Raw genomic sequence first — 26,306 nt, 5'->3', positions numbered from 1 at the left:
GGCTGTCCGGAGTCATCGTGTCCATCGTCCGGTACTCCGGCCCGATGCGGCAACTCGATTCCGGTGGCACCTGTTCCGGCGACCGTCCGGGGTGGAGCGGGTCAGCAGGGCTGCGGCCAGACCCAGTCGGCGACGGCCGGGATGTCCTCGCCGTGTTCGCGGGTCCAGCGCCGGGCACGCAACCGCTTGTCGGCCATCTCCTGACGCAGCCCGGCGGCCGTCTCCCGGAGCCGAGGCACCCGGTCGATCACATCCATCACCAGGTGGTATCGGTCCAGATCGTTGAGCATCACCATGTCGAACGGTGTCGTGGTGGTGCCGCGCTCCTTGTAGCCGCGCACGTGCAGGCCGGCATGGTTGGTCCGGCGGTAGGTCAGCCGGTGGATCAGCCAGGGGTAGCCGTGGAAGGCGAAGATCACCGGGCGGTCCCGGGTGAACAGGGTGTCGAATTGGGCGTCCGGCAGCCCGTGCGGATGTTCATCGGCCGGAAGCAGCCGCATCAGGTCGACCACGTTGACCACCCGGACGCGGAGGTCGGGCAGCCGGTCGCGCAGGATCGCCGCCGCGGCCAGGGTTTCCGAGGTCGGCACGTCCCCGGCACAGGCCAGCACCACATCGGGGGTACCGCCGCCGTCGTCGCCGTGCCCGGCCCACGGCCACAGGCCGATCCCGCGGGCGCAATGATCTTCGGCCGCGGCGACCGAGAGCCAGCTCGGTTGCGGCTGCTTGCCGGCCACGACGACGTTCACCTTGTGCCGCGACCGCAGGCAGGTGTCGTACACCGCGAGCAGGGTATTGGCGTCCGGTGGCAGATACACCCGGACCACCGCCGGTTTCTTGTTGACCACCACATCCAGGAACCCGGGATCCTGGTGGGTGAAGCCGTTGTGATCCTGCCGCCAGACGTGGGAGGACAGCAGATAGTTCAGGCTGGGCAACGGCAGCCGCCAGGGCAGCGTCGAACTGGCATCCAGCCATTTGGCGTGCTGGTTGAACATGGCATCGACGATGTGGATGAACGCCTCGTAGCAGGTGAACACCCCGTGCCGGCCGGTGAGCAGATATCCCTCCAGCAGGCCCTGGCACAGATGCTCGGACAACACCTCGATCACCCGGCCGCGCCGGTCCAGCCGGTCGTCGTACTCGCCGATCTCGGCCTGCCAGTCCCGGCCGGTGGCGGTCAGGATGTCCTGCAGCCGGTTGCTGACCAGTTCGTCGGGGGCGAAGGTGAGGAAGTTGTCCGGGTTGCGTTCGGTGACCTCCGCCAGCCAGCTGCCCAGCACCCGGGTGGCCTCGTGCCGGATTGCGCCCGGCGTGTCCACCGGCACGCCGGCGGCCCGCCAGTCCGGCAGCCGCAGGTCGCGAACCCGGGTACCGCCGTTGGCCACGGGATTGGCGCTCATCCGCCGAGCGCCTTCGGGCACCTGCTCGAGCAGCGCCGGAACCGGCCGGCCCGTGGCGTCGAACAGCTCCTCGGGCCGGTACGAGCGCAGCCACTGCTCCAGCACCGTCCGGTGGTCCGGATTGTCGCGGGCTGCCGGGAGCGGAACCTGGTGGGCGCGGAAAGTGCCTTCCACCGGTTCGCCGTCCACCATCGGCGGACAGGTCCAGCCCTTGGGGGTGCGCAGCACGATCATCGGCAGCGGGCCGTGTGCCTCGACGGGGTCGGTGCGCGCCAGCTCCTGAATACGGGCATACCGGATCAGGGCCGCTTCCATCGCGGCGGCGAGTTCCTGGTGCACCGCTGCCGGATCGTCGCCGGCCACGATCAGCGGCTCGTAGCCGTAGCCGTGCAGCAGGGAGATCAGTTCGGTCTCGGGAATCCGCGCCAGCAGGGTCGGGTTGGCGATCTTGTACTCGTTGAGCGCGAGAATCGGCAGCACCGCACCGTCGCGAGCGGGCTGCAGGAACTTGCCCGCATGCCAGCTGGCCGCCAGCGGTCCGGTCTCGGCCTCGCCGTCCCCGATCACACAGAAGACCGTCAGGTCGGGGTTGTCGAATGCGGCACCGTAGGCGTGCAGCAGCGAGTAGCCGAGTTCGCCGCCCTCATGGAAGGACCCGGGCGTCTCGGGTGCGCAGTGACTGGGTACCCCGCCGGGGAAGGAGAAGCGGCCGAACAGGGTCGCCATGCCCGCCGCATCGCGGGACCGGTCGCCGTAGAGCTCGGCGAAACTGCCCTCCAGCCAGGCGCAGGCATTCGGCCCGGGCCCGCCGTGCCCCGGCCCCGCGACGAACACCGCATTCAGATCCCGCCGGCGGATGAGCCGATTGGCGTGCGCCCACACCAGATTCAGGCCCGGCACAGTGCCGAAGTGGCCGAGTAGCCGCGGTTTGATGTGCTCGGGGCGCAGCGGCTCCCGCAGCAGCGGATTGCCCATCAGATAGATCTGCCCGACCGAGAGGTAGTTCGCCGCGCGCCACCAGGTGTCGACCGCCACCAGTTCCTCGCGGGACATCGGCCCGGGCGCATCGCCGAGCGGGTGTGGCCGGGGCGGCAGCGTCGGCCCGCCCGTGCTGCCGACGGAATCCGCCGAGGTGTCGCGGGAGGCATCGGTCGTGGTCATTGCCGGTCTCCTCATGCTCGTCCAGCTGCGGGTTCCGCGGGACCCGCGTAGATCGTTCGGCATGTGGTGCCCGGGTGCTCGGCGCCACCGGAATGCACTGCCAGCGTACTGGGTCGGGTGGCCCGGGCGCAGCAGCTGCCGGGTGTTGCCGGTGGCTACGGCTCCCTGGTGGGCTAGGGTTCGCGCATGCAGACTCTCGGCAAGATCGCCGGCTTGGTATCGGCTGCCGCGGCCACCTTCGTCCTGACCGCCTGCAACGACGAAGGCTCGACGCCCGCCGAGGGCGCGGCGCCGGTCTTCGTGGAATGTGTCGGGGTGACGGGGGCGTACGGCACGGCGCCCGAGGTCACGATTCCGGACGACTGCACCCCGCCCGACGAGCTGATCGTCGAGGACCTGAATGCCGGTACCGGCCCCGGCGCGGTCGCGGGCAACCCGCTGACGATGGACTACCAGCTTGTCGCCTGGTCGACGGGCGAGGTCGTGGACAGCTCGTTCGAACGCGGTGAACCGTTCACGCTCACCCTGGGCGCCGGTCAGGTCATCCCCGGCTGGGACCAGGGGCTCGAAGGCGTCCAGCAGGGTGCCCGCCGGGTGCTCATCGTGCCGCCGGAGCTGGGCTACGGCGAGCAGGGCGTCCCCGGTATCGCGCCGAACGAGACGCTGGTGTTCGTAACCGATGCCGTCGAGGTCGCGCCGTCGTCCTAGCCGGCCGCCCCGCGACGGTGCGGGTGGGTGCGTTGCCGGGAGTATCGGTCGACTAACCTGTGCGAGATGGGGCGTGTACGGCGCGCCCCCTGCCCCCGAATCAACCCTCCCCGCGCCGAGCGGGGATGACCCACAAGGAGCATGTCCGTGAAGAGCACCGTCGAGCAGCTGAGCCCGACTCGGGTCCGGATCAATGTCGAGGTGCCCTTCGAGGAGCTGAAGCCGGACTTCGATCGCGCCTACAAGGCCCTGGCCCAGCAGGTTCGCATCCCCGGATTCCGGCCCGGCAAGGCCCCGGCCAAGCTGATCGAGACTCGGGTCGGCCGCGGCGCCGTCCTGGAGCAGGTCGTCAACGACGCGCTGCCCGGCCGGTACTCCGAGGCCGTGCAGACCGGTGAGGTCAAGGTCATCGGCCAGCCCGAGATCGAGATCACCAAGATCGAGGACGGGGACGAGCTCGTGTTCACCGCCGAGGTGGATGTGCGCCCGGAGATCACCCTGCCGGACTACTCGGGCATCGAGGTCACCGTCGACGCGATCACCGTCGACGACGAGGACATCGAGCAGCAGCTGACCTCGCTGCGGCAGCGGTTCGGCACCCTCACCGGTGTCGAGCGGGCCGCGCAGGACGGCGACTTCGTGTCGATCGACCTCGCCGCCACCGTGGACGGCACCGAGGTTCCGGAGGCGTCCACCACCGGCCTGTCGCACGAGGTGGGCTCGGGTCAGCTGATCGAGGGGCTGGACGAGGCGATCATCGGCCTGTCGGCGGGCGAGTCGAAGGAATTCACCTCCAAGCTGGTCGCCGGCGAGCACGCCGGTTCCGAGGCCGTCATCACGGTGACCGTGCAGACCGTCAAGGAGCGCGAGCTGCCGGCCGCCGACGACGATTTCGCCCAGCTGGCCAGCGAGTTCGACACCCTCGACGAGCTGAAGAAGGACCTGGCCGGCCGCGCCGAGCAGGGCAAGAAGGTCGAACAGGCCGGCGAGATCCGGGACAAGGTGCTCGACAGCCTCCTCGAAGCCGTCGAGGTCCCGCTGCCGGAGAAGGTCGTGCAGGCCGAGATCGATGCGGTGCGCCACGACGCGGTGCACGGTTTCGACCACGACGAGGCCAAGCTGGCCGAGGCGCTGGAGTCGCAGGGTTCCAGCCTCGAGGAGTTCGAGAAGGACACCCGCGAGTCGGCCGAGAAGTCGGTGCGGACCCAGCTGCTGCTGGACGCAGTGGCCGAGGCGGAGAACACCCAGGTGGGCCAGCAGGAACTCACCGAGCGGATCCTGTTCCAGGCGCAGCGCTACGGCATGTCCCCGGAGCAGTTCATCCAGCAGGTGCAGCAGGCCGGTCAGCTCGGTGCGGTGTTCGCCGATGTCCGGCGCGGCAAGGCGCTGGCGGGGATCGTCGGCCAGGTGAAGGTCACCGACTCCGAGGGCAACACCGTGGACACCGCCGAGATGTTCGGTGACCCGGAGGCGGCGGAGACCGAATCGGCCGAGACCGCCGCGGAGTAAGGAACGTAGGCTGCGATCGAGCGCGGAGGAGATTGCGCTCTCAGCGAAGTAAGGGCGGTACCGGGAGTTCGGTGCCGCCCTCCTTCGTTAATGTTTGTGACGATGAACCGACGGCGGCTCGGTCCGGGCGGCCGTCCGTGACACAGCCGGTGCGAAGAGAAGGCAGGTATCCGTGACAAAGAACCAGGCAGCGGTCATGACGGCCCCCACTGCTGGCCTCAACCTCAGTGATTCGGTGTACGAACGCCTGCTGCGGGAGCGCATCATCTTCCTCGGCACCCAGGTCGACGACGACATCGCGAACAAGCTCTGCGCGCAGATCCTGCTGCTCTCGGCCGAAGATCCGACCAAGGACATCTCGCTCTACATCAACTCGCCCGGTGGCTCGGTCACCGCGGGGATGGCCATCTACGACACGATGCAGTTCGCCGACTGCGATATCCGCACCGTGGGGATGGGTCTGGCGGCCTCGATGGGGCAGTTCCTGCTCACCGCCGGCACCAAGGGCAAGCGGTACGCACTGCCGCATTCGCGCATCATGATGCACCAGCCGTCGGCCGGTATCGGTGGTTCGGCCGCCGACATCGCGATCATGGCGGAGCAGTTCGCGCACACCAAGCAGGAGCTCAACGAGCTGCAGGCACTGCACACCGGCAAGTCCGTCGAGCAGGTCACCGCCGACGCCGACCGGGACCGCTGGTTCACCGCCGCCCAGGCGCTGGACTACGGCTTCATCGATCACGTGGTCAGCCACGCGAACCAGGCCCGGTAGTCGCCCGCACTCTGCCAACCCGTTCCTCGCCGCGCCGGAAAGGCAGTGCGGCACAGACTTTGGAGATACAGATGGCCAACCTGATCGAACCGCGTGCCGGCCTGTCCGGGATCTCGGCGTCCAACCCGGTGGCGCGTTACATCCTGCCCTCGTTCGTCGAGCACTCCAGCTTCGGCGTCAAGGAGTCGAACCCGTACAACAAGCTGTTCGAAGAACGCATCATCTTCCTCGGGGCCCCGGTCGACGACACTGTGGCCAACGATGTGATGGCGCAGCTGCTGGTGCTGGAGTCGCTGGATCCGGACCGCGACATCACCATGTACATCAACTCGCCGGGTGGTTCGTTCACCTCGCTGATGGCGATCTACGACACCATGCAGTACGTGCGCGCCGATGTCGCGACGGTCTGCCTGGGCCAGGCGGCCTCGGCCGCGGCGGTACTGCTGGCGGCCGGTACGCCGGGTAAGCGGGCCTGCCTGCCGAACGCCCGGGTGCTGATCCACCAGCCGCAGTCCGGCGGGATCCAGGGTCAGGTGTCCGATCTCGAGATCGCGGCCGCCGAGATCGAGCGGATGCGCACCCAGATGGAGGAAACCCTGGCCCGGCACACCGGCAAGGACAAGGAAACGATCCGCAAGGACACCGACCGCGACAAGATCCTGACCGCCGAAGAGGCTGTCGAATACGGTCTCATCGACCAGGTGTTCGATTACCGGAAGCTCAGCGCACAGAAGTGACGCGCGGGCCCGCCGGTGGAATTCTCCGCCGGCGGGCCGGTCGTTCGGGGATTCGGCTTCCGGCCAGGTGAGAACCCGCACAACCCGAACGAGAAACATGCGCGAGTTGTCGACCTCTGTCGCGCACACCGGGTACGGTCGACTCAGGGACCATTGCTCTGGTTGACGGCACCGCCCGGAAAGCGCGATCGACGAATGATGTACTCGCTGCATCGCCGAGGACGGGAAACATCCGGCAATCGGTGATAGTCGCATTGCACGCGGACAAGGAAGTAGGGACCCACGAGATGGCGCGCATCGGAGATGGCGGCGATCTGCTGAAGTGCTCGTTCTGTGGAAAGAGCCAGAAGCAGGTCAAGAAGCTCATTGCGGGACCAGGGGTGTACATCTGCGACGAGTGCATCGACCTGTGCAACGAGATCATCGAAGAGGAGCTCGCCGAATCGAGCGAGGTCAAGCTCGACGAGCTGCCGAAGCCGGCCGAGATCCGCGAGTTCCTGGAGAATTACGTCATCGGCCAGGATCCGGCGAAGCGCACGCTCGCCGTGGCCGTCTACAACCACTACAAGCGCATCCAGGCCGGCGACAAGGGCCGGGACAGCCGGGGTGATGTGGTCGAGCTGGCCAAATCGAACATCCTGATGCTCGGCCCCACCGGCTGCGGAAAAACCTACCTGGCGCAGACCCTGGCCAAGATGCTCAATGTTCCGTTCGCGATCGCCGACGCCACGGCGCTGACCGAGGCCGGCTATGTCGGTGAGGACGTCGAGAACATTCTGCTGAAGCTGATCCAGGCGGCGGACTACGACGTGAAGCGTGCCGAGACCGGCATCATCTACATCGACGAGGTCGACAAGATCGCCCGGAAGAGCGAGAACCCGTCGATCACCCGCGACGTCTCCGGTGAGGGCGTGCAGCAGGCGCTGCTGAAGATCTTGGAGGGCACCCAGGCCAGCGTGCCGCCGCAGGGCGGCCGGAAGCATCCGCACCAGGAATTCATCCAGATCGACACCACGAACGTCCTGTTCATCGTGGCGGGGGCGTTCGCCGGTCTGGAGAAGATCATCTCCGACCGCACCGGCCATCGCGGCATCGGTTTCGGTGCCGAGGTCCGGTCCAAGGCCGAGGTCGACACCGATGACCACTTCGCCGAGGTGATGCCGGAGGACCTGATCAAGTTCGGGTTGATTCCGGAGTTCATCGGCCGTCTCCCGGTGGTGGCCTCGGTGACCAACCTGGACAAGGAATCGCTGGTCAAGATTCTCTCCGAGCCGAAGAACGCACTGGTCAAGCAGTACGTGCGACTGTTCGAGATGGACGGCGTGGACCTGGAGTTCACCCAGGACGCCCTGGAAGCCGTCGCCGACCAGGCGATCCTGCGCGGTACGGGTGCCCGCGGCCTGCGCGCCATCATGGAGGAAGTGCTGCTGCCGGTGATGTACGACATCCCCAGCCGCGACGATGTCGCCAAGGTGGTCGTGAACGCCGACACCGTCAACGACAACGTGCTGCCCACCATCGTCCCCCGCAAGGCGCAGCGCGCCGAGCGCCGGGAGAAGTCCGCCTGAACAGGCTGCCGGGGTCCCCGGCTACTCAGCTGCACTACGACCGCCGGGCCGGGCCCGGCGGTCGTGTTGTGTGGTGGGTCTCCCGGCCGCGCGGCGTGTCCACCGCCGTCCGCTGGCCGAGGTCCGGACCAGGTGGCTAGACGGCGGATTCGGTGGTGCCGACCGGATCCCCGAGCGGCCGCATCGCATCCGCCGACGGCGCGACACCCTCGATATCGGGAACCTCGGCACTGGCCCGGATGATCGCCAGGTTGTAGCGCTCGCTGGCGGCGTTGTGCACCAGCAGCGCGACACCGATCATCACCGGTGCCACCGCGTGCACCGCGGCGTCGTACCAGTGGCCGTCCCGAACATGCGGGTAGGTGTTCAGTGCGATCGTCAGGGTCAGCAGGGAAAGCTCCGCGACGACGATCTGCCGGCGGTTGCTGAGCACGCCCCATTCGGCGACCCGGCTGGAGCCGATCATGATGATGATCAGGCAGACGCTGATCATCGCCTCCAGGCCGAAGCTGGCCCAGTACAACGGGTCGCTCGGACCGCCCGGGGCGATGTTGTGCTGGACGTTCACCGCCGACCACAGCATGCCGGCGAGCACCACTCCGGCCAGTCCGCGCATCGACCAGGTGCGGTGCCGGTACAGCGACGCCAGCTTCGCCCGCGGGTCGCCGGAACGCCGCTGGGCGGCGATGGCCTTGCGGGCCGCCATCACATCGCGCATCTCGGCGCGGTCCAGTGCGGCATTGGTGTCGCGGAGCCGGTCGGCGCTGGTTGCGGCGGCCTCCGCCTGCTTCCAGCGTTGCTCCCGTTCGAACTTCCGAATCCGTTCGGCGAGTTCGCGTTCGGCCTGCAGTTCGTGCTCGGCCAGGGCCGAGGTCAGCGCCGGATCGGCCTGGTAGGCGAGCCGCCCGCGGGCGCGCTCGACCCGCAGCGCCAGCTCACCGGCATCGAGGTCGTCGACAGGTGTTTCGGCTCGCATCGTCACTGCTCCAGAACGCTCGGGGTCGCCGGGTCGCGCTCATTCATAGCGCATCGCGCGGTCTGGAGCCACATCCGCACGCTGGGTGCTTCGCAGGGCCGGGGGCGAGGTGACGATCGACGATGCGATCGCGCCCTGATCGAGGAGCTTCGTTGATCCTCCGTGGTTCGCCGTTGAACCTTGGGTCCCGGTCGGTGCTCGGCAGCCCGGTGGGTGCTTCTGTCCTGGGTGTCGTGGTACGGGGTGCCGGTGTTACCGGCGTTCACCAGTTCCGACGAGGTGGCGACCGAAAACTCATCGCCTTGCTTCTCGCGGTGTGTCGGACCGGTCGCATCCCGCGTATTGGGTGTTTACTCGGTCCGGTCAACCAGATGTTCGAGTGACGAGTGGAAAGCGGAGGAGACATGGCACTGCCTACGATGACCGCCGAACAGCGCACCGAGGCGTTGGCCAAAGCGGCTGCCGTGCGCAAGGCGCGCTCGGAACTGATCGGCAAGGTGAAAGAGGGCAAGGTCACCGTCGCCGAGCTGCTGAAGAAGGCGGACACCGACGATCTGGTCAAGAAGACCAAGGTGGCGGCTGTGATCAAGGCGCTGCCGGGCGTCGGGCCGGTCAAGGCTGCGAAGCTGATGGATCAGGCCGAGATCCCGGAGGACCGCCGCATCGGCGGGCTGGGGGCGCGGCAGCGCGCCGCCCTGCTCGAGGCGCTGAAGGACTGATCGGATGTGCTCGGCGCCCGTGGATGATGCCACGGGCGTTGCGCCGTAGTCGGCGGTTCACTGTCGGCGTCGCCGCGGGAACCGGAACTCGACCGGCTTCGGATCGGGGATCTCGGGTTCGCGTGGCGGCAGCAGCAGGCAGGCGAGCCCACCGGCCACCAGCAGCGCCGCAGCCACCAGGCTGAGCGTGAAGCCGGCCGCGCCGAGCCCGTCCGGGCGGTGGGTCGCGTGGTAGATCAGGTGCGGAACCGCGAAGACCAGCCAGCCGATCCCGGTCGACTGTGCGGCCGTACGGCCGCCGCGCCACAGCGCGAAGGCCCCCACCGCGGCGAGGGCGAGGAAGAACGCACCGACGTCGGCCGCCAAATGCTGGTTGTACGGGCCGTCCACCGCGATCCACTGCATCCCGAAACCGGGAAAGCTCGTATACCAGGAATGCGGTGCCAGCACGCCCCACAGGCCGACGATCGCACCCTGCAGGGTCATTCCGGCCAGGGCCAGCTGCGTGGCGATCCGGCGCCGGCGATGCCGTTCGAACCGCATCCGAACCCGGATCCCGCCGGCATTGCCTTCCATCGCGAACCGCACAGCACGCTCCGTTCCTGCTCCGAACCGTTCGGCTGCTGCCACGGTAGCCCGGCGCGAGTCAGGGGCGCGGGCGTTCCAGCCGGATCGTGACGGCTTTCGAGACCGGGGTGTTCGACCGGTGGGCGACATGATCCAGGGGCACCAGCGGATTGGTCTCCGGGTAGTAGGCCGCGGCGTTGCCGCGCGGTGTCGGATAGGGCACCAGCCGGAAGCCGCGCACCCGCCGCTCGACGCCGTCGCCGAACTCGGAGACCAGATCGACGAGCTCGTCGGCGGCGAAACCGAGCGCGGCGATATCGTCGGCGTGCGCGAGCAGCACCCGGCGGCCGCCGTGGATGCCGCGGTAGCGGTCGTCCATCCCGTAGACCGTGGTGTTGTACTGGTCGTGGCTGCGCAGCGTCTGCAGGATGAGCCGCCCTTCCGGCACCGGCAGCCAATGCAGCTCGTTCACCGCGAAGTTGGCGTGGCCGGTGCCGGTGCGGAACTCCCGGGAATCCCGCGGCGGATGCGGCAGCTGGAAGCCGTTGCGGCCGCGCACCCGGGTGTTGTAGTCGGAAAATCCGGGCACCACCCGGGCGATGGCGTCCCGGATCCGGTCGTAGTCGGCGCGCAGGTCCGCCCAGGGCACCGGATGCTGCGGCCCGAACAGTTCGGCGGCGAGTTCACAGACGATCGCGACCTCGCTGCGCAGCCGATCGCTCACCGGCCGCAGCCGGCCGGTGGACAGGTGCACCATCGACATCGAATCCTCCACCGACACCTGCTGGCGGACACCGGCCTGGACGTCCAGATCGGTGCGCCCGAGCGTCGGCAGGATCAGGGCGGTGCGGCCGTGCACGACATGGCTGCGGTTGAGCTTCGTCGAGATCTGCACGGTGAGTGCGCACTGCCGCAGCGCGGCTTCGGTGACCGCGGTGTCCGGGGTGGCCGCGACGAAATTGCCGCCCATCCCGATGAATACGCCCGCCCGGCCGTCGCGCATCGCCCGGATTGCGTGCACGGTGTCCAGGCCGTCGGCCCGCGGGCTGTCGATGCCGAACTCCCGGTCGAGGGCGGCCAGGAAGCTCTCCGGCATCTTCTCCCAGATGCCCATGGTGCGGTCGCCCTGCACGTTCGAATGGCCGCGCACCGGGCATACCCCGGCCCCCGGCTTGCCGATCATGCCGCGCAGCAACAGCAGATTCGTGGCTTCCTCGATGGTGGCGACACCGTGCACATGCTGGGTGAGGCCCATCGCCCAGCACATGATGGTGGCCTTCGACCCCGCCAGCAGATCTGCGGTGCGCTGCAGTTCGGCGCGGGTCAGGCCGGTGGCCTGCTCGACCACCCCCAGATCGACCGACCGGAGATGCAACTCGTAGTCGCCGTATCCGGCGGTGTGCTCCGCCAGGAACTGCCGGTCCAGCACGGTGCCGGGCGCGCGGTCCTCGGCGGCCAGCAGCAGCTTCCCCAGCCCTTGGAACAGCGCCATATCGCCGCCCAGCCGGATCTGCAGGAAGTCGTCGGCGATCCGCACGCCACCGGTGTAACCGGAAACCGTCTGCGGATCCCGGAAGCCCAGCAGCCCGGCCTCCGGCAGCGGATTGATTGCCACGATCCGGGCGCCGTGTTTCTTGGCTTCCTGCAGTGCACTCAACATCCGGGGATGATTGGTGCCCGGGTTCTGGCCGGCGATCAGGATCAGATCGGCGGCGGGGAAGTCGTCGATGGTGACCGAGCCCTTGCCGATCCCGATCGAGGAGGTCAGTGCCGCCCCGGACGATTCGTGGCACATGTTGCTGCAGTCCGGCAGGTTGTTGGTGCCGAAGCTGCGGGCCAGCAACTGGTAGAGGAACGCGGTCTCGTTGGCGGTGCGGCCGGAGGTGTAGAACACCGCCTCATCGGGGGAGGCGAGCGTACGGAGGTGGTCGGCGATCAGGCGGTAGGCGTCCTCCCACTCGATCGGCGCGTAGTGGGTGGCGCCGGGGCGCAGCACCATCGGCTGGGTGAGCCGGCCCTGCTGCCCCAGCCAGTACCCGGACCGGTCGGCCAGCTCGGCTGTCGAATGGGCGGCGAAGAATTCCGGCCCGACGGTCCGCAAGGTGGCCTCTTCGGCCACCGCCTTGGCGCCGTTTTCGCAGAACTCCGCGGGACGTCGCCGGCCCGTCGGGTCCGGCCAGGCGCAGCTCGGGCAGTCGAAACCGTGCCGCTGATTGAGCCGGGTCAGGGCCCGCGTGGTGCGCAGCACGCCCATCTGCTCGACCGAACGTTGCAGCGCGACACCGACGGCGGTCAGGCCGGCCGCCGCCGTTTCCGGTGCCGAGGTGTCGAGCGTGGTCTTGTCGATGTCGTCGACCGGTGCGTCACGGTGCATAGGGCCATTGTCGCAGCGGTACCCGCTCCCGGGCGGAGATGTCGGCGCCGATCCGGTGGTTGCGGTAGAAACGGTGGCGTGAGCAACGGTGTCCACACCGAGGATCTGGAAGCGTACCGGCGCCCCCTCACCGGGTACTGCTACCGGATGCTGGGCTCCGCGGCCGACAGCGAGGACGCGGTCCAGGAGACGTTCATCCGGGCCGGCCGGAATCTGCACACCTACGATCCGCGACGTGCCGCGCTGCCGACGTGGTTGCACCGGATCGCCACCAATATCTGCCTCGACATGCTGCGCGGTGCCCGGCGGCGAGCGCTGTCCATCGATCTCGGACCGGCGGCCGAGGGAGCTGGCCCGGGAGCACCGCTGCCCGCCGATCGATTCGTGGAACCCGTGCCGGACGCCCGGCTCTTCGGCGTGCTCGACCCGGCCGAACGGGCGCTGGCCCGCGAGTCGGTACGGCTGGCTTTCGTCGTGGCGCTGCAGCGACTGGCACCACGTCAGCGTGCGGTGCTGATCCTGCGCGATGTGCTGGCCTTTTCCGCGCGCGAATGCGCCGAGATCCTGGACACCACGGTCGGGGCGGTGAACAGTGCCCTGCAGCGGGCGCGGGTGGCGCTCGCGGCCGATCCGCCGCGGGAGACCGACGTCCTCGACCCGGACGACGAGGTGCAGCGGGACCTGCTGGAACGGTATGTCACCGCCTTCGAGGCACACGACATCCCGGCGTTGACGGCATTGCTGCGCGCGGACGCCATGGCATCGATGCCACCGTTCGCCTGGTGGATCACCGGAGCGACCCGGATCGCCGAGGTGATGGCGGCCGGTGATGCCTGTGCCCGGGACCGGCTGATGCCGGTGCCGATCAACGGCTCGCCGGGTTTCGGCCAGTACCGCCCGGACCCGGGCGGTGTGCTGCGGCCCTTCGCCCTGCTGGTGGTGGAGGTGTCCGCCGGCCGGATCGTGCAGACCGTCACCTTCCTGGGCACCGAGCAGCGGTTCGCGGAGTTCGGGTTGCCTGCTCGACCGCCGGAGCGGGTCGGCGGCGCTACCGGGTGTGGTCGTTCGCAGTGGACCGATGACTTTCGCTGGTCCCGGTCGTATCACTCGTGAAACCGATCGAAAGGACCGTGATGACCACCTCGGATGCCGAGCTCGATGCCGAGACCTTCGCCGAACGCGAGCGGCTGAACACGCTGCTGACCGAACTCACGCCCGACCGGTGGGCGACGCCGTCACTGTGCGACGGGTGGCGGGTGCGGGAGGTACTGGCGCACCTGACCATGCCGTACCGCACCCGGTTGCCCGGTTTCGTCTCGGGCATGGTCCGGGCCCGCTTCTCCTTCGCGCGCTACGCCGACCGTGATGCCCGGACCGCGACCGCCCGGAGCAGCGACGCCGAACTGCTCGCGCTGCACCGGGACAACATCCGCACCCCGTGGCGCCCACCGGGCGGCGGGGCGGCCGGGGCGTTGAGCCACGACGTCATCCACGGACTGGACATCACGGTGCCGCTGGGGCTGCCCGGCCCGGCCCCGGAACGAGTGGCGCTGGTGCTCGGCCACTCGACCGAACGAAATCTGGCGTTCTTCGGTGTCGACCTGGCCGGGCGGCAACTGGTGGCCACCGACGCCGAGGTCACGATCGGTTCGGGGACACCGGTACCGATGCCGGTCACCGACATCCTGCTGGTCGTCACCGGGCGGCAGAGCATCGACGCCGCGGCACCGAGCTGACGACCGGACGACCTGCCGGGCCTGGATTGCCCGGCGCGTCGGACTCGGTCCGGTCGCGGGTGCTCGGGCGCAGCCGGAGCGGCATGCGGTGGGTTCGGCCGCCGTCGATCCGCGCTGTCCGCTGTGGTTCAGGTGCCGCCGGTGCGTTGCACGTCTCGACGAGGTGCTGCGGCACCACCCGGGCGGGTGCGGTGGCACGAGTCGGCGAACGCGGTATCGGCTAGCTTGGCAGCTGTGGACGACGCTGCGAATCCGATCCGGCCGGCGGTCATGGCGGATCTCCCGGTCCTGCAGGAGATCGAGATCGCCGCAGGTGCGCCGTTCGCTGCGATCGGCATGCCCGAAGTCGCCGAGGATCCGCCACCGGCCCTCGACACGTTGCGGGACTACGCCGAGGCGGGGCGTGCGTGGGTGTGGCAGGCCGACGACGGCCGCCCGGTCGCCTATCTGCTCGCCGCAGTTGTCGACGGAGCCGCCCATATCGAGCAGGTTTCGGTACGGCCGGAATGGGCGGGCCGGCGCATCGGCAGGCAGCTCATCGATCATGCGGCCCGCTGGGCGGAACGGCAGCGGTTGCCCGCCCTGACCCTCACGACGTTCACCGAAGTGCCGTGGAACGGTCCGTACTACCGCAGACTCGGCTTCCACTACCTGCCGCCGTCCGCGGAAACCGCAGGTCTACGGGCGATCCGAGCCGAGGAAGCGGCGCACGGCCTGGATCGCTGGCCGCGCGCCTGTATGCGCGCGGACCTGTCGGAGCCGGGCGGACTGCGCTGATCGTGCCGAACCGCCGCACAATGTGCCGGGTTCGATGATCCGGGACCACTTCTCCGCGATCGGCGAGATCCCGGGCGGCCCCTCGGCCTCATCCGGAACCCCGGGGCTCGGCCCGGGCCGTGGATCAGAGCCGAATATGTCGTACGCCGACCGCGGCGCGCCGCAGCTGGTAGCGAAACGGGCTCGAACGAGGGTGGTCGAGCCGGAGTCCGGCGCGAGCTGCGATATCTTCGACGACCTCGTCCACGCTGCGGTGATCGTTGTCGATATGGGTTGCGAACCGATCGTCGGTCAGGGCGGTGCGGCAGCGGTCGATCTGCTGGACGGCCCACTCATCGGTGCGGCCGAGCACCTTGCCCAGACCGAACGCGCTGCGGGTGCGCAGCCGATTCCGCAGCGTCGCCGCCGAGGCCGTGAGCGCGAAATGCTGCACGGGCACCCCGGCGGCGGCGAGGCCGGTCATGATCTCGTCGAAGTACTGCGGTTCGACCAGTGTCATCGGCACGATCACCGGGCCGTCGTGGGCGGATACCGCATCGGTGAGCGTCGCGACGACCGCCGCCCGCCACTGCGGCCGATCCTGGAAATCGCCGCGCGCCGGCGTCGGCAGCATCTTGTGGATGGCGAACCCGATCAGCTCCGGATCGGCAACATGTGTCCCGGGCGCTCGCCGATGCAGCTCGAATGCCGTCTGCGTTTTCCCCGCCCCGAACGCACCGTTGATCCAGATCAGCACCCGGCCGAGTGTAGGCCTGCCGGACGTGTTCGGCCCTCAGCGATGCCGTTCCAGCGCAGCCTCGGCGGCCGGCCGGGCGGCCGCGGCATCGTCGGGTACCAGGCCGATGCGGGTCCGGCGGGCGAGCAGATCATCGACGGTGAGGGCACCCTCATGGGTGACGCCGTAGTCGAATTCGGCCACCGTCACGTCGATACCGGGGGCGACCGGTGCGGCGGTCGCTGGGTCGGCGAGCCAGGCAGCGGTGATCCGGGTGGCCTCCGTGCCGTACCGGTCGATCAGCACCGGTGGTGCGTCGATGCGGTCGCGGGCGGCACCGGTGACGGCGCCGAGCAGCGGCAACCGGCGAGTGCGGCACGGTGCGGCGGTGAGCCCGGCGTGGGTGACGACCGCGTCCACGGCGTCCTCGGCCATCTGCCGGTAGGTGGTGAGTTTCCCGCCGACCACGGTCACCACCCCGTTGTCGCCGGTCAGCACCGCATGCTCGCGGGAGATGTCGGCGGTGGTGTCGTCGCCGGTCTCCAGGAGCGGACGCAGCCCGGCGAACCGTCCGCGGATATCGGCACGGGTGAGGGGTTCCCGCAGGGCGGTGTTGATGGTGTCGAGCAGGAAATCGATCTCGGATTCGGTCGGTTCCGGCTCGTCCGGAATCGGACCGGGCGCGTCCTCATCGGTGAGCCCCAGGTAGACGCGGCCGTGCGCGGCGGGGAAGGCGAAGACGAACCGGCTGATGCTGCCGGGTACCGGCACCGTGAGCGCAGCGCCGAGACCACCGAACGCGGCAGCGTCGAACACCAGGTGGGTGCCGCGGCTGGGGCGCAACCGGATGCCTGGGTCCACCTCTCCGGCCCAGACACCGCCGGCGTTGAGGACTGCCCGCGGCCGCACCTGCACCGTCGCACCGGTCAGGGTGTCGCGCAGGGTGGCGGAATCACCGGTCGCGGTCAGGGCTTCCACCCGGGTCAGCACGGTGGCGCCGGCCGCGGCCGCCGTGCGGGCGAGGGTGACGACCAGCCGGGCGTCGTCGACGAGCTGGCCGTCCCATGCCTGCAGGCCGCCGCGCAGCCCCGCGCGCCGCACCGTCGGTGCCAGCCGTACCGCTTCCGCGGCAGCCACCCGACGCGACCGCGGCAGGGTGCCGGGGGAGGTGCCTGCGGTGCGCCGCAGCACGTCGCCGGCGGTGAAGCCGGCCCGGATCAGTGCGCTCTGGGTCGGCCGCACACCGGGCAGCAGCGGTACCAGCTGCGGTAGCGGCCGGACCAGATGCGGTGCGGTGACACCGAGCAGCACACCGCGCTCGACCGCGCTTTCGTGGGCGATCCCGAGCCGCCCGCTCGCCAGGTAGCGCAGGCCGCCGTGCACGAGTTTGGAACTCCACCGACTGGTGCCGAAGGCCAGGTCGTGGCGTTCCACCAGGACGGTGCGCAGGCCGCGGGCCGCGGCATCGAGGGCGGCGCCGGCGCCGGTCACCCCGCCGCCGATGACGAGGACATCGATCTCGGCTCCGTCGGCGAGGGCGGACAGGGCCCGGGTCCGGCCGGCCGCATGCAATGCGGAACTGTCGGTCGGGAGCGAATCGGGTGTCATCACAGTCCTATCCGTGCGGTCCGGTCGGGGACCGGGTCATGGTCTGGGGGTCAGGTAGCCGTCGACAGCGGCCCCGAGCTCCCGGTCGAAGTCGGCGCCGGACAGCAGCGGGGCCACGGTCTCGGCGGACTGCACCGCCGATTGGGCGAGCAGCAGCAACATGGTGGCCAGCTGGTTCGGTTCCCCGGCGCGCACCGAACCGTCCTGCTGACCGGTCCGGATGCCGTCGGTGAACAGATCGATGAGGATGCGCTGATTGCGTCCCAGCCGGCCGAACACGTAGGTGAGCATGATGTCGGTGTCGGTGCGGAAGATCTTCGCGAACACCGGGTTGGCCCGGATGGCCGCCGCGCCGTCGACGATGCCGTGCACCAGCCGGGCACGCCCGGTACCCGATTCGGGCATGGTGTCGGCCAGGATCGTCCGCAATTCGCGGACCAGCAGTTCCGCGATCAGTGCCCCGGTATCCGGCCACCGCCGGTAGACGGTCGGCCGGCTCACACCCGCTCGGCGGGCCACCTCGGTGAGCGTCGTACGGCGCACGCCGAATTCCGCCACGCACGCCCGGGCGGCATCCAGAATTGCCGTATCGGTCGGCGAGGGCCGCCCGGTTTCCGAGGTCGCGGTTTCGGTGGAGGACATCGATCGGTCACCGCCGTGGGTCGTGGCGCCGGATCGCGGCGCGGAACGGACAGGGATGCTCAGGGTAACGAGAGCCGCATCGGGATCACCGAAGCGCGTTACTGCTTGACATTGTATGTCAGACTGTAACGCATGGGCGAGAGCATCGAACCTTCCACCGGCGCCGCGGCGGCGACCGGCACCGATTCCGAACGCGGCGACGCGGCCCCGAATATGGTGTGGGACGCCTGGGGTGTGCCCTCCGGGCGGAAGACCCTGCCGGAACAGGCTCGAACGTTGCTGACGCAGGTCTTCGGCGTTTCCGGGGAACCGTCGGCGCGGCGTGTGGGCAGCGATGTGCCGCTGCGTGAGTCCACGCTGGCCGAAGACCGGCGAGCCGGGCTGGCCGCAGTGGTCGGTGCCGACCACGTCTCGACCGAGCATCGCGACCGGCTCCTGCACGCCGGCGGCAAGAGCACCCTGGACCTGCTGCGCAGGCGGGAATCCGGTGCCCAGGACGCACCGGACGCCGTCGTCTTCCCCGCCGGGCACGCCGAAGTGCTCGAGGTGCTGGCCTACTGCGCCGATCACGACCTGGCCGTGGTCCCGTTCGGCGGCGGTACCAGCGTCGTCGGCGGCGTCGACCCGGTGCGGGGGCGCTTCGACACCGTGATCGCGCTGGACCTGCGGCGCCTCGACACCATCGCGGATATCGACCCGGTGAGCGGCACCGCCCGGCTGGGCGCCGGGCTCACCGGCCCCCGGGCCGAAGCCCTGCTCGCCGAACACGGGTTGTCGCTCGGGCACTTCCCGCAGAGCTTCGAATTCGCCAGCATCGGCGGTTTCGCTGCCACCCGATCCTCCGGCCAGGCCTCCGCCGGCTACGGGCGTTTCGACGACATGGTGCAGCGGCTGCGGATCGCCACCCCACAGGGCAGCCTCGACCTCGGCCGGGCGCCCGCCTCGGCGGCCGGACCCGATTTGCGTGAACTGTTCCTCGGATCGGAAGGTGTGCTCGGCATCATCACCGAAGTCACCGTGCGGGTGCATCCGGTCCCGGAAACCGTGGTGCACCAGGCCTGGTCGTTCCCCGACTTCGCCACCGGTGCCGCGGCCCTGCGCGCCGTCGTGCAGGCCGGGGCCGCACCCACGGTGCTGCGACTGTCCGACGAGGTCGAGACCGGATTGAACCTGGCCCGATCCGAGGACGTGGGCGGGACGCCGGTGGCCGGCTGCCTGGCCGTCACCACCTTCGAAGGGACGGCCGGACATGTCGCGGCCCGCAGTGTGGAAGCCGGGGCGATCCTCGCCGGAGCCGGCGGCACCCGGGTCGGTGAACAGCCCGCCCGGGAATGGGAAAACGGCCGTTTCTCCGCACCGTATCTGCGGGATGCACTGCTGGATACGGGTGTGCTATGCGAAACCCTGGAGACCGCGACCACCTGGGCGAACCTGGCCGAGCTGAAGGCGAAGGTCACCGCAGCCCTCACCGACGCACTGGGTGGACAGGGCACGCCGCCGGTCGTCATGTGCCACATCTCGCACACCTACCCGGCCGGGGCATCGCTGTACTTCACCGTGGTGGCGAAGGCGCTGGCGGAACCGATCACCCAGTGGACGAAGGCGAAGGTCGCCGCCGGTGACGCCATCGTCGCCGCCGGCGGCACCATCACCCACCACCACGCCGTCGGTGCCGACCACCGGCCCTGGCTGCGCGACGAGGTCGGTGACCTCGGGGTCCGGGCACTGCGCGCGGTGAAACGCGAACTCGACCCCGCCGGGATCCTCAATCCCGGAAAGCTGGTGCCGTGACCGCCCCGCAGCGCCGGATCGCGATCGTCGCGAACCCCGCCGCCGGGATCGGCCGCGGGCACGGTGTCGCCGCGACCACCCGGGCACTCTTCACCGAGCGCGGTACGGAGGTGACCGAACTCATCGGCAGCAGCGCGGCGGAATCCGTCCGGCTCGTCCGGGAAGCGATCGCCGACCCCGGCACCCGGCCCGACGCCGTCGTCTGCATCGGTGGCGACGGTCTGATGAATGCGCTGCTCGACGCCCTCGCGCAGACCGGTGTGCCGCTCGGCCTGATTCCGGCGGGCACCGGTAACGACCTCGCCCGGGAACTCGGCATCCCGACCGACGATCCATCGGCCGCCGCAGACATCGTGCTCGGCGGGCACACCCGGGTCCTCGACCTCGGCCGCAGCACCGCCGCAGGCCGGGCCCCCAGCTGGTTCGCCACCGTACTGGGCACCGGGTTCGACGCCCGGGTGACGCTGCGCGCCAACGCGATGCGGTACCCGCGCGGACCGCTGCGCTACACCGCCGCCGCGGCCATCGAGATCCTCGGCCGCTGCGCCCTGCCCTTCCGGATCGAGCTGCACGACCTGGCCGCCGGTGAGCTGGACAACCCCGAACTCGCCGGCGATCCGGTCGTGGTCACCGACGCCGTGATGGTCCCGGTCGGCAACACCCGGACCTACGGTGGTGGGATGCAGGTCTGCCCGGATGCCCGCAACGACGACGGCTACCTCGATGTCACCGTGGTCGGGGCCCGGTCCCGGCTGAGCCTGGCCCGATTCCTGCCGGCCCTGTCCGCCGGGAAACGCATCGACGACCCGGCTACCCGGCGCTACCGGGCGCGCCGCATCGTCATCGACGCTCCGGGCGCCCTCGTAACCGCCGACGGCGAGCCCGCCGGCCGGTTGCCGGTCGAGGTGGAAGCCGTGCCCGGTGCCCTCACCGTGCTGGTTCCCGGGCCGTAACGAACCGCACCCGGCGCACCGTGCCGACGGCCGGCCGGTCGACGATCACCGTCGACGCCGGCCGCCAGCCGGTCCGGCCGGCGCCGGAACGCAGCAACCGCCGCCACCCCCGGCAGTGCAGCGCGAACATGAACCGGCCGATCCGCCGGCCGCGCCGGAGCTGACCGGCGCGCGCGGTCGGTCCGGCCACGTCGAGCATGATCACGTGCAGCGGCCGGCCGTGCCGCCGGGCCCACCGGTTCAGCAGCGCCCGGCTCCAGCCGAAAGTGACGCAATCGTGGATCACGACCGGCCCTGCTTCGTCCCGCAGGGCGAGATAGACGGCGCGGTAGTGCGCCAGGTGTACCAGCGGGCGCCACAACGGGTACGGGACGGCACTCAGCCGCCGGTGCAGCCGGTGCCGGGCCCGGATCGAATCCAGTACCAGCGGTGCCGTCGCGTCGCCGGCCGGGAACCAGCGCTGCATGGCAGTGCTCTTACCGGCGCCGGGCACGCCACCGATCACCAGAGCCACCCGCTCCGGGTAGTGCAACTCCGTCGGTCGCCGGCCGCGCAGATCGTGCACCGACGGGGTAGGCCGACCGGAAGCCGGGGCCCGGCCGTCACCCGCGGCGAGCACACCACGCGGCGCCGGGCCGATGAATATCCGATACGCGGCGTCCGGTGTCGCCGTGGGGTCGTGCAAAGGGATCACTCGCTCCAGACTCCCCGGATCGGGGGCATCGGGCAACGCGTCGGGCGAGTCGGATTGGTCCGAATCATTATCTCGCGGAGTATTTTTCGTTGTGATCTCCGATTCGGTGGTGGAAGGCGGCCGGAAGCTGAGAATTGGGTGTGGATTCTTCGGATCGGCACCGAACAGCGGTATGATCACGGGCAGGGCGGAATCTTCGGTGTCCCTCATCCACCGAAGATTCCGCCTGTGTTGGATTGAGCAGCGCTGTGTTGGATGGAGCAGCTCCGCTGCTCGAGTCGCGGCCCCTGGGGGGCCTCGATTTTTCCCTCCTCCGCTCAGTCGCTTCGCTCCCTCGCTCCGTCAGTCCAAAATCGAGGCGGGGCCGCTCCGTGTGGGATCGAGCGACTCCGTCGCTCGAGTCGCGGCCCCTTCGGGGGCCGCATCGGGTGTGGGATGGAGCGACTACGTCGCTCGGGGGAGGCCCTTCGGGCCTCGGTCTTCCTTCCCTTGCTCAGTGCTTCGCTGCTTTGCTCCGCCGGTCCGAATCGGGGCGGGGCCGCTCGGTGCTGGACGGGGCGACTTCTTCGCCAGTCGGCGGCCCCGGGGAACAGGGCCCCAGCTGGTCGGCGCGCCCGGTGGGGTAGGGCGGCGCGGTCGGTGGGGCAACCCATAGAATCGTCGGGTGACCAGCGCAGCCCCAGACAACTCGCGTAATCGTGCCGATGCCCTCCCCAAGAGCTGGAACCCCAGCGACGTCGAGGCCCCGATGTACGAGCGCTGGGTAGCTGCCGGGTACTTCGGTGCGGACCCGGGGAGTGGTAAACCGGCCTACTCCATCGTGCTGCCGCCACCCAATGTCACCGGCACCCTGCACATGGGCCACGCCCTCGACCACACCCTGATGGACACCCTCACCCGACGCAAGCGGATGCAGGGTTACGAGGTGCTGTGGCTGCCGGGGATGGACCACGCCGGAATCGCCACCCAGACCGTGGTGGAGAAGCAGCTCGCGGCCGACGGCACCGCCAAGGAAGACCTGGGTCGCGAAGCCTTCATCGAGAAGGTGTGGGATTGGAAGCGCGAATCCGGTGGGGCGATCCAATGGCAGATGCGTGCGCTCGGTGACGGCGTCGACTGGAGCCGCGACCGGTTCACCATGGACGAGGGCCTGTCCCGGGCCGTCCGCACCATCTTCAAGAAGCTCTACGACGCCGGCCTGATCTACCGTGCCGAACGTCTCGTCAACTGGTCGCCGGTGCTGCGCACCGCAATCTCCGATATCGAGGTCAAATACGAGGACCGGGAAGGCGAGCTGGTCTCGCTGCGGTACGGCTCACTGAACGACGACGAACCACACGTGATCGTCGCGACCACCCGGGTCGAGACCATGCTCGGTGACACCGCGGTCGCGGTGCATCCGGACGACGAACGGTACCGGTCGATGATCGGCACCACCCTGGCGCACCCGATCACCGGCCGGCAGATCCCGATCATCGCCGACGACTATGTCGACCCCGAATTCGGTACCGGCGCGGTCAAGATCACCCCCGCGCACGATCCGAACGACTTCGAGATGGGGCTGCGGCACGATCTGCCGATGCCCACGATCATGGACGAGAGCGGCCGGATCACGGGTACCGGAACCGAATTCGACGGGATGGACCGGTTCGAGGCGCGAGTGAAGGTGCGCGAACGGCTGGCCGAGGAAGGCCGGGTCGTCGCCGAGAAGCGGCCCTATGTGCACAGCGTCGGCCACTCCGAGCGGTCCGGGGAACCGATCGAACCGCGGCTGTCCATGCAGTGGTGGGTCAAGGTCGAGAAGCTGGCCGAGGCCGCCGGCGCCGCCGTCCGCAACGGTGACGTCCGGATCCATCCGGCCAGCCAGGAACCGCGCTGGTTCGACTGGGTCGACGATATGCACGACTGGTGCATCTCCCGGCAGCTGTGGTGGGGCCACCGGATCCCGATCTGGTACGGCCCGGACGGCGAGGTCGTCTGCCTCGGACCCGATGAGGAAGCGCCCGAAGGCTGGGTGCAGGACACCGATGTGCTCGACACCTGGTTCTCCTCGGGCCTGTGGCCGTTCTCCACGATGGGGTGGCCGGACGCCACACCCGAGCTCGCCCGCTTCTATCCGACCAGCGTGCTGGTCACCGGGTACGACATCCTGTTCTTCTGGGTCGCCCGGATGATGATGTTCGGCATGTTCACCGCCGAGGACCCGGCCATCACGGCCGGTAAGGACGCGGCGGAGAAGCAGGTCCCGTTCCGGGACGTGTTCCTGCACGGTCTGATCCGCGATCAGTACGGCAAGAAGATGTCGAAATCGCGCGGCAACGGCATCGACCCGCTGGACTGGATCAACTCCTACGGCGCCGACGCGCTGCGCTTCACCCTCGCTCGCGGTGCCCAGCCCGGCGGCGACCTCTCGGTCGGCGAACCGCACGCACTGGCCTCGCGCAGCTTCGTCACCAAACTGTTCAACGCCACCAAGTTCGCCCTGATGAACGGTGCGCACACCGGCGAACTGCCCGCCCGCGACACCCTCACCGACACCGACCGGTGGATCCTGGACCGGCTCGACCAGGTGCGCGCCGAGGTGGACACCGCCTTCGACGCCTACGAGTTCGGCAAGGCCTGCGAGGCGCTGTACCACTTCGCCTGGGACGAACTGTGCGACTGGTACCTCGAATTGGCGAAGGTGCAGTTCGCCGCGTCCGAGGAACGGGCCGAGTCCACCCGGATCGTGCTCGGTACCGTGCTCGATGCGGTGTTGCGGCTGCTGCATCCGGTGATCCCCTTCGTCACCGAGGAACTGTGGCGGGCCCTGACCGGTGGTGAATCGGTGGTGATCGCTGCCTGGCCGCAGGCCACCGGGGTGCCCGCCGACGAGACCGCTGCCCGCCGGATCGCGGACGCGCAGCGGCTGATCACCGAGATCCGCCGGTTCCGCAGCGACCAGGGCCTCGCCGACAAACAGAAGGTGGCCGCCGACCTGACCGGGCTGGCCGAGGCCGGACTGACGGGGTTCGCCGATGCGGTCACCAACCTGGCCCGGCTCACCGAGGCCGGTCCGGATTTCGCCGCCACCGCCGAGGTCGAGGTGCGTCTGGCCGGTGCCGACGACACCGGCGCCACCGTGACTGTCCGGATCGACACCTCCGGCAGCGTCGACCTGGACGCCGAACGCCGGCGTCTGGAGAAGGACCTCGCGGCCGCCCGCAAGGAACTCGACGGCACCACCGCCAAGCTGGCCAACGAGGCCTTCCTCGCCAAGGCGCCGCAGCAGGTCGTCGACAAGATCACCAACCGCCGCGACGTGGCCGCCGCCGAAGTGGAACGCATCGGCGCCCGGTTGACCGAACTCGCCGACCGCGCCGCCGCGAGCAGCCGATGACCGGGGCGGACGCACCGGACGAAGGGCTCGGCTCCGGGCCCTCCCCGGTGGACCTGGCCGAACTGGCGCTGGTCGAAGCAGAACTGGACCGGCGCTGGCCGGAGACGAAGATCGAGCCGTCACTGACCCGGATCAACGCCCTGCTGGACCTGCTGGGGTCGCCGCAACGCGGCTATCCGGCGATCCACGTGGCCGGAACCAACGGCAAGACCTCGGTCACCCGGATGATCGATGCGCTGCTGACCGCGCTGCACCGCCGCACCGGCCGGATCACCAGCCCGCATCTGCAGCTGGCCACCGAACGGATCGCGATCGACAACGCGCCGATCAGCCCGGCGACCTATGTGTCCACCTACCACGAACTGCAGCCCTACATCGAGATGATCGACAAGCAGTCCGAGGCGGCCGGCGGCCCGGCGATGAGCAAGTTCGAAGTGCTGACCGCCATGGCGTACGCCGCCTTCGCCGAGGCGCCGGTGGACGTGGCGGTCGTCGAAACCGGGATGGGCGGCACCTGGGATGCGACCAACGTGATCGACGCCCAGGTCGCGGTGATCACCCCGATCGGCCTCGACCACATCGACTACCTCGGACCGGACCTGTCCTCGATCGCCGGCGAGAAGGCCGGGATCATCAAACGCGCACCCGAGCAGCTGATCCCGACCGATACCGTCGCGGTGATCGCCGAACAGGAACCCGAAGCCATGGAGGTCCTGCTGCGCCGGGCCGTGGAGACCGACGCCGCCGTCGCGCGGGAAGGCGCCGAGTTCCGGCTGCTGGAACGCCGGGTCGCGGTCGGTGGACAGCAGCTGACCCTGCAGGGGCTCGGCGGCGTGTACGACGAGATCTTCCTGCCCCTGCACGGCGAACATCAGGCCCGCAACGCCGTCCTGGCGCTGGCCGCCGTGGAAGCCTTCTTCGGCGCAGGTGCCGAGCGGCAACTCGACGTCGACGCGATCCGCGCCGGGTTCGAGAGCGTGACCAGCCCGGGCCGGCTGGAACGGATGCGCAACGCGCCGACCATCTTCATCGACGCTGCGCACAATCCCGCCGGGGCCGCGGCCCTGGCCACCACCCTCACCACCGAGTTCGACTTCCGGAAACTGGTCGGCGTCGTCGCGGTGCTCGGCGACAAGGACGCGGGCGGAATCCTCGACGCCCTGGAACCGGTGTTCGACGAGATCGTGGTCACCACCAACGGGTCACCCCGGGCGCTCGACGTGGACGGGCTGGCGAACCTGGCAGTGCAACGCTTCGGGGACGAACGGGTCGTCACCGCCGAAACCCTCCCGGACGCCCTGGAAACCGCGATCGCGCTGGCCGAAGAAGCCGGTGACACGGGCGAGATGGTGTCCGGCGCCGGTGTCGTGGTGACCGGCTCCGTGGTCACCGCCGGCGCGGCCCGGGCCCTGTTCGGCAAGAGCCCCGCATGACGAGAACCACCAGACGTGAGGACGACGAAGTGAGCGGGGACGAAGTGAGCGGGGAACAACCGCATGAGACCGGTGTACGCCCAC

General features: G+C 69.5%; 21 protein-coding genes. 13 read left to right on the top strand and 8 right to left on the bottom strand.

Going from position 1 to position 26,306, the window contains the following annotated elements; genetic code table 11:
• Window positions 1-101: 101 nt before the first annotated feature.
• Window positions 102-2,564: a phosphoketolase family protein gene (locus tag AC1HFH_RS20375; protein ID WP_480244389.1), complete on the bottom strand. Its 2,463-nt coding sequence runs from the start codon at window positions 2,562-2,564 to the stop codon at window positions 102-104.
• 186 nt (window positions 2,565-2,750) lie between these two features.
• Between AC1HFH_RS20375 and AC1HFH_RS20370 the strand changes: the two genes are divergently transcribed.
• From AC1HFH_RS20370 to clpX, 5 genes are all read left to right on the top strand, one after another.
• On the top strand, window positions 2,751-3,272 hold the full coding sequence (locus AC1HFH_RS20370; protein ID WP_480244388.1) for an FKBP-type peptidyl-prolyl cis-trans isomerase: 522 nt from the start codon (window positions 2,751-2,753) through the stop codon (window positions 3,270-3,272).
• 147 nt (window positions 3,273-3,419) lie between these two features.
• On the top strand, window positions 3,420-4,781 hold the full coding sequence (gene tig, locus AC1HFH_RS20365) for a trigger factor (protein WP_480244387.1): 1,362 nt from the start codon (window positions 3,420-3,422) through the stop codon (window positions 4,779-4,781).
• 196 nt (window positions 4,782-4,977) lie between these two features.
• The gene (locus AC1HFH_RS20360; protein WP_480247918.1) at window positions 4,978-5,553 is read left to right on the top strand and encodes an ATP-dependent Clp protease proteolytic subunit; all 576 of its coding nucleotides are present in this window, start codon (window positions 4,978-4,980) and stop codon (window positions 5,551-5,553) included.
• 71 nt (window positions 5,554-5,624) lie between these two features.
• Window positions 5,625-6,290 (top strand): ATP-dependent Clp protease proteolytic subunit, encoded by a 666-nt coding sequence (locus tag AC1HFH_RS20355; protein WP_480244386.1) that lies wholly within the window; start codon window positions 5,625-5,627, stop codon window positions 6,288-6,290.
• 287 nt (window positions 6,291-6,577) lie between these two features.
• On the top strand, window positions 6,578-7,858 hold the full coding sequence (gene clpX / locus AC1HFH_RS20350; protein WP_480244385.1) for an ATP-dependent Clp protease ATP-binding subunit ClpX: 1,281 nt from the start codon (window positions 6,578-6,580) through the stop codon (window positions 7,856-7,858).
• A 136-nt stretch (window positions 7,859-7,994) separates the two neighbouring features.
• Here the strand turns inward: clpX and AC1HFH_RS20345 are convergent, their stop codons facing one another.
• On the bottom strand, window positions 7,995-8,834 hold the full coding sequence (locus AC1HFH_RS20345) for a hypothetical protein (protein WP_480244384.1): 840 nt from the start codon (window positions 8,832-8,834) through the stop codon (window positions 7,995-7,997).
• Between the two features lie 404 nt (window positions 8,835-9,238).
• Here AC1HFH_RS20345 and mihF point away from each other — a divergent pair, with 404 nt between their 5' ends.
• Window positions 9,239-9,553 (top strand): integration host factor, actinobacterial type, encoded by a 315-nt coding sequence (mihF, locus tag AC1HFH_RS20340; protein WP_480244383.1) that lies wholly within the window; start codon window positions 9,239-9,241, stop codon window positions 9,551-9,553.
• Window positions 9,554-9,610: 57 nt separating this feature from the next.
• Here the strand turns inward: mihF and AC1HFH_RS20335 are convergent, their stop codons facing one another.
• Together AC1HFH_RS20335 and AC1HFH_RS20330 are read right to left on the bottom strand one after the other, a co-directional pair.
• Window positions 9,611-10,141: a hypothetical protein gene (locus AC1HFH_RS20335; RefSeq protein ID WP_480244382.1), complete on the bottom strand. Its 531-nt coding sequence runs from the start codon at window positions 10,139-10,141 to the stop codon at window positions 9,611-9,613.
• A gap of 58 nt (window positions 10,142-10,199) precedes the next feature.
• The gene (locus tag AC1HFH_RS20330; RefSeq protein ID WP_480244381.1) at window positions 10,200-12,494 is read right to left on the bottom strand and encodes an FdhF/YdeP family oxidoreductase; all 2,295 of its coding nucleotides are present in this window, start codon (window positions 12,492-12,494) and stop codon (window positions 10,200-10,202) included.
• A 78-nt stretch (window positions 12,495-12,572) separates the two neighbouring features.
• On the opposite strand from AC1HFH_RS20330, the gene AC1HFH_RS20325 reads away from it, so the two are divergent.
• The 3 genes from AC1HFH_RS20325 (at window position 12,573) to AC1HFH_RS20315 (ending at window position 15,007) form a co-directional block, all read left to right on the top strand.
• Entirely contained in the window at window positions 12,573-13,607 is a 1,035-nt protein-coding gene (locus tag AC1HFH_RS20325; RefSeq protein ID WP_480244380.1) for a sigma-70 family RNA polymerase sigma factor, read from the top strand.
• 20 nt (window positions 13,608-13,627) lie between these two features.
• The gene (locus AC1HFH_RS20320) at window positions 13,628-14,230 is read left to right on the top strand and encodes a maleylpyruvate isomerase family mycothiol-dependent enzyme (RefSeq protein WP_480244379.1); all 603 of its coding nucleotides are present in this window, start codon (window positions 13,628-13,630) and stop codon (window positions 14,228-14,230) included.
• 234 nt (window positions 14,231-14,464) lie between these two features.
• Window positions 14,465-15,007 (top strand): GNAT family N-acetyltransferase, encoded by a 543-nt coding sequence (locus AC1HFH_RS20315; RefSeq protein WP_480244378.1) that lies wholly within the window; start codon window positions 14,465-14,467, stop codon window positions 15,005-15,007.
• Window positions 15,008-15,131: 124 nt separating this feature from the next.
• On the opposite strand, the gene AC1HFH_RS20310 is transcribed toward AC1HFH_RS20315, so the two are convergent.
• From AC1HFH_RS20310 to AC1HFH_RS20300, 3 genes are read right to left on the bottom strand one after another with little or no spacing between them, the layout of a single operon-like run.
• On the bottom strand, window positions 15,132-15,743 hold the full coding sequence (locus tag AC1HFH_RS20310) for an AAA family ATPase (RefSeq protein ID WP_480244377.1): 612 nt from the start codon (window positions 15,741-15,743) through the stop codon (window positions 15,132-15,134).
• A 36-nt stretch (window positions 15,744-15,779) separates the two neighbouring features.
• Window positions 15,780-17,330 (bottom strand): glycerol-3-phosphate dehydrogenase/oxidase, encoded by a 1,551-nt coding sequence (locus AC1HFH_RS20305; protein WP_480244376.1) that lies wholly within the window; start codon window positions 17,328-17,330, stop codon window positions 15,780-15,782.
• 36 nt (window positions 17,331-17,366) lie between these two features.
• Window positions 17,367-17,972 carry a TetR/AcrR family transcriptional regulator gene (locus tag AC1HFH_RS20300; protein ID WP_480244375.1) on the bottom strand — a complete coding sequence of 202 codons (606 nt, stop codon included), beginning with the start codon at window positions 17,970-17,972 and terminating at the stop codon, window positions 17,367-17,369.
• Between the two features lie 213 nt (window positions 17,973-18,185).
• On the opposite strand from AC1HFH_RS20300, the gene AC1HFH_RS20295 reads away from it, so the two are divergent.
• Together AC1HFH_RS20295 and AC1HFH_RS20290 are read left to right on the top strand one after the other, a co-directional pair.
• Window positions 18,186-19,763, top strand: coding sequence for an FAD-binding oxidoreductase (locus AC1HFH_RS20295; protein ID WP_480247917.1), 1,578 nt, complete (start codon window positions 18,186-18,188; stop codon window positions 19,761-19,763).
• The gene (locus tag AC1HFH_RS20290; RefSeq protein WP_480244374.1) at window positions 19,760-20,716 is read left to right on the top strand and encodes a diacylglycerol kinase family protein; all 957 of its coding nucleotides are present in this window, start codon (window positions 19,760-19,762) and stop codon (window positions 20,714-20,716) included. The genes AC1HFH_RS20295 and AC1HFH_RS20290 overlap by 4 nt, the downstream gene beginning before the upstream one ends.
• Here AC1HFH_RS20290 and AC1HFH_RS20285 read toward each other — a convergent pair.
• Window positions 20,691-21,410, bottom strand: coding sequence for an AAA family ATPase (locus AC1HFH_RS20285; RefSeq protein ID WP_480244373.1), 720 nt, complete (start codon window positions 21,408-21,410; stop codon window positions 20,691-20,693). The genes AC1HFH_RS20290 and AC1HFH_RS20285 overlap by 26 nt on opposite strands.
• 664 nt (window positions 21,411-22,074) lie before the next feature.
• Here AC1HFH_RS20285 and AC1HFH_RS20280 point away from each other — a divergent pair.
• Entirely contained in the window at window positions 22,075-24,789 is a 2,715-nt protein-coding gene (locus AC1HFH_RS20280; RefSeq protein ID WP_480244372.1) for a valine--tRNA ligase, read from the top strand.
• Complete coding sequence (folC, locus tag AC1HFH_RS20275; protein ID WP_480244371.1) at window positions 24,786-26,222, top strand: bifunctional tetrahydrofolate synthase/dihydrofolate synthase; 1,437 nt, start codon at window positions 24,786-24,788, stop codon at window positions 26,220-26,222. Before AC1HFH_RS20280 ends, folC begins: the two co-directional genes overlap by 4 nt.
• The last annotated feature ends 84 nt before the right edge of the window (window positions 26,223-26,306 follow it).

It is taken from the genome of Nocardia sp. KT25-26 (assembly GCF_056627695.1).
This window is presented reverse-complemented; position numbering and strand designations above follow the sequence as displayed.

What these genes read in the sequence shown, in the direction of transcription:
- AC1HFH_RS20375 (WP_480244389.1), bottom strand. Translation starts at nt 2,564, where the DNA reads ATGACCACGACCGATGCCTCCCGCGACACCTCGGCGGATTCCGTCGGC.
- AC1HFH_RS20370 (WP_480244388.1), top strand. Translation starts at nt 2,751, where the DNA reads ATGCAGACTCTCGGCAAGATCGCCGGCTTGGTATCGGCTGCCGCGGCC.
- AC1HFH_RS20360 (WP_480247918.1), top strand. Translation starts at nt 4,978, where the DNA reads ATGACGGCCCCCACTGCTGGCCTCAACCTCAGTGATTCGGTGTACGAA.
- AC1HFH_RS20355 (WP_480244386.1), top strand. Translation starts at nt 5,625, where the DNA reads ATGGCCAACCTGATCGAACCGCGTGCCGGCCTGTCCGGGATCTCGGCG.
- clpX (WP_480244385.1), top strand. Translation starts at nt 6,578, where the DNA reads ATGGCGCGCATCGGAGATGGCGGCGATCTGCTGAAGTGCTCGTTCTGT.
- AC1HFH_RS20345 (WP_480244384.1), bottom strand. Translation starts at nt 8,834, where the DNA reads ATGCGAGCCGAAACACCTGTCGACGACCTCGATGCCGGTGAGCTGGCG.
- mihF (WP_480244383.1), top strand. Translation starts at nt 9,239, where the DNA reads ATGGCACTGCCTACGATGACCGCCGAACAGCGCACCGAGGCGTTGGCC.
- AC1HFH_RS20330 (WP_480244381.1), bottom strand. Translation starts at nt 12,494, where the DNA reads ATGCACCGTGACGCACCGGTCGACGACATCGACAAGACCACGCTCGAC.
- AC1HFH_RS20320 (WP_480244379.1), top strand. Translation starts at nt 13,628, where the DNA reads ATGACCACCTCGGATGCCGAGCTCGATGCCGAGACCTTCGCCGAACGC.
- AC1HFH_RS20305 (WP_480244376.1), bottom strand. Translation starts at nt 17,330, where the DNA reads ATGACACCCGATTCGCTCCCGACCGACAGTTCCGCATTGCATGCGGCC.
- AC1HFH_RS20300 (WP_480244375.1), bottom strand. Translation starts at nt 17,972, where the DNA reads ATGTCCTCCACCGAAACCGCGACCTCGGAAACCGGGCGGCCCTCGCCG.
- AC1HFH_RS20295 (WP_480247917.1), top strand. Translation starts at nt 18,186, where the DNA reads ATGGTGTGGGACGCCTGGGGTGTGCCCTCCGGGCGGAAGACCCTGCCG.
- folC (WP_480244371.1), top strand. Translation starts at nt 24,786, where the DNA reads ATGACCGGGGCGGACGCACCGGACGAAGGGCTCGGCTCCGGGCCCTCC.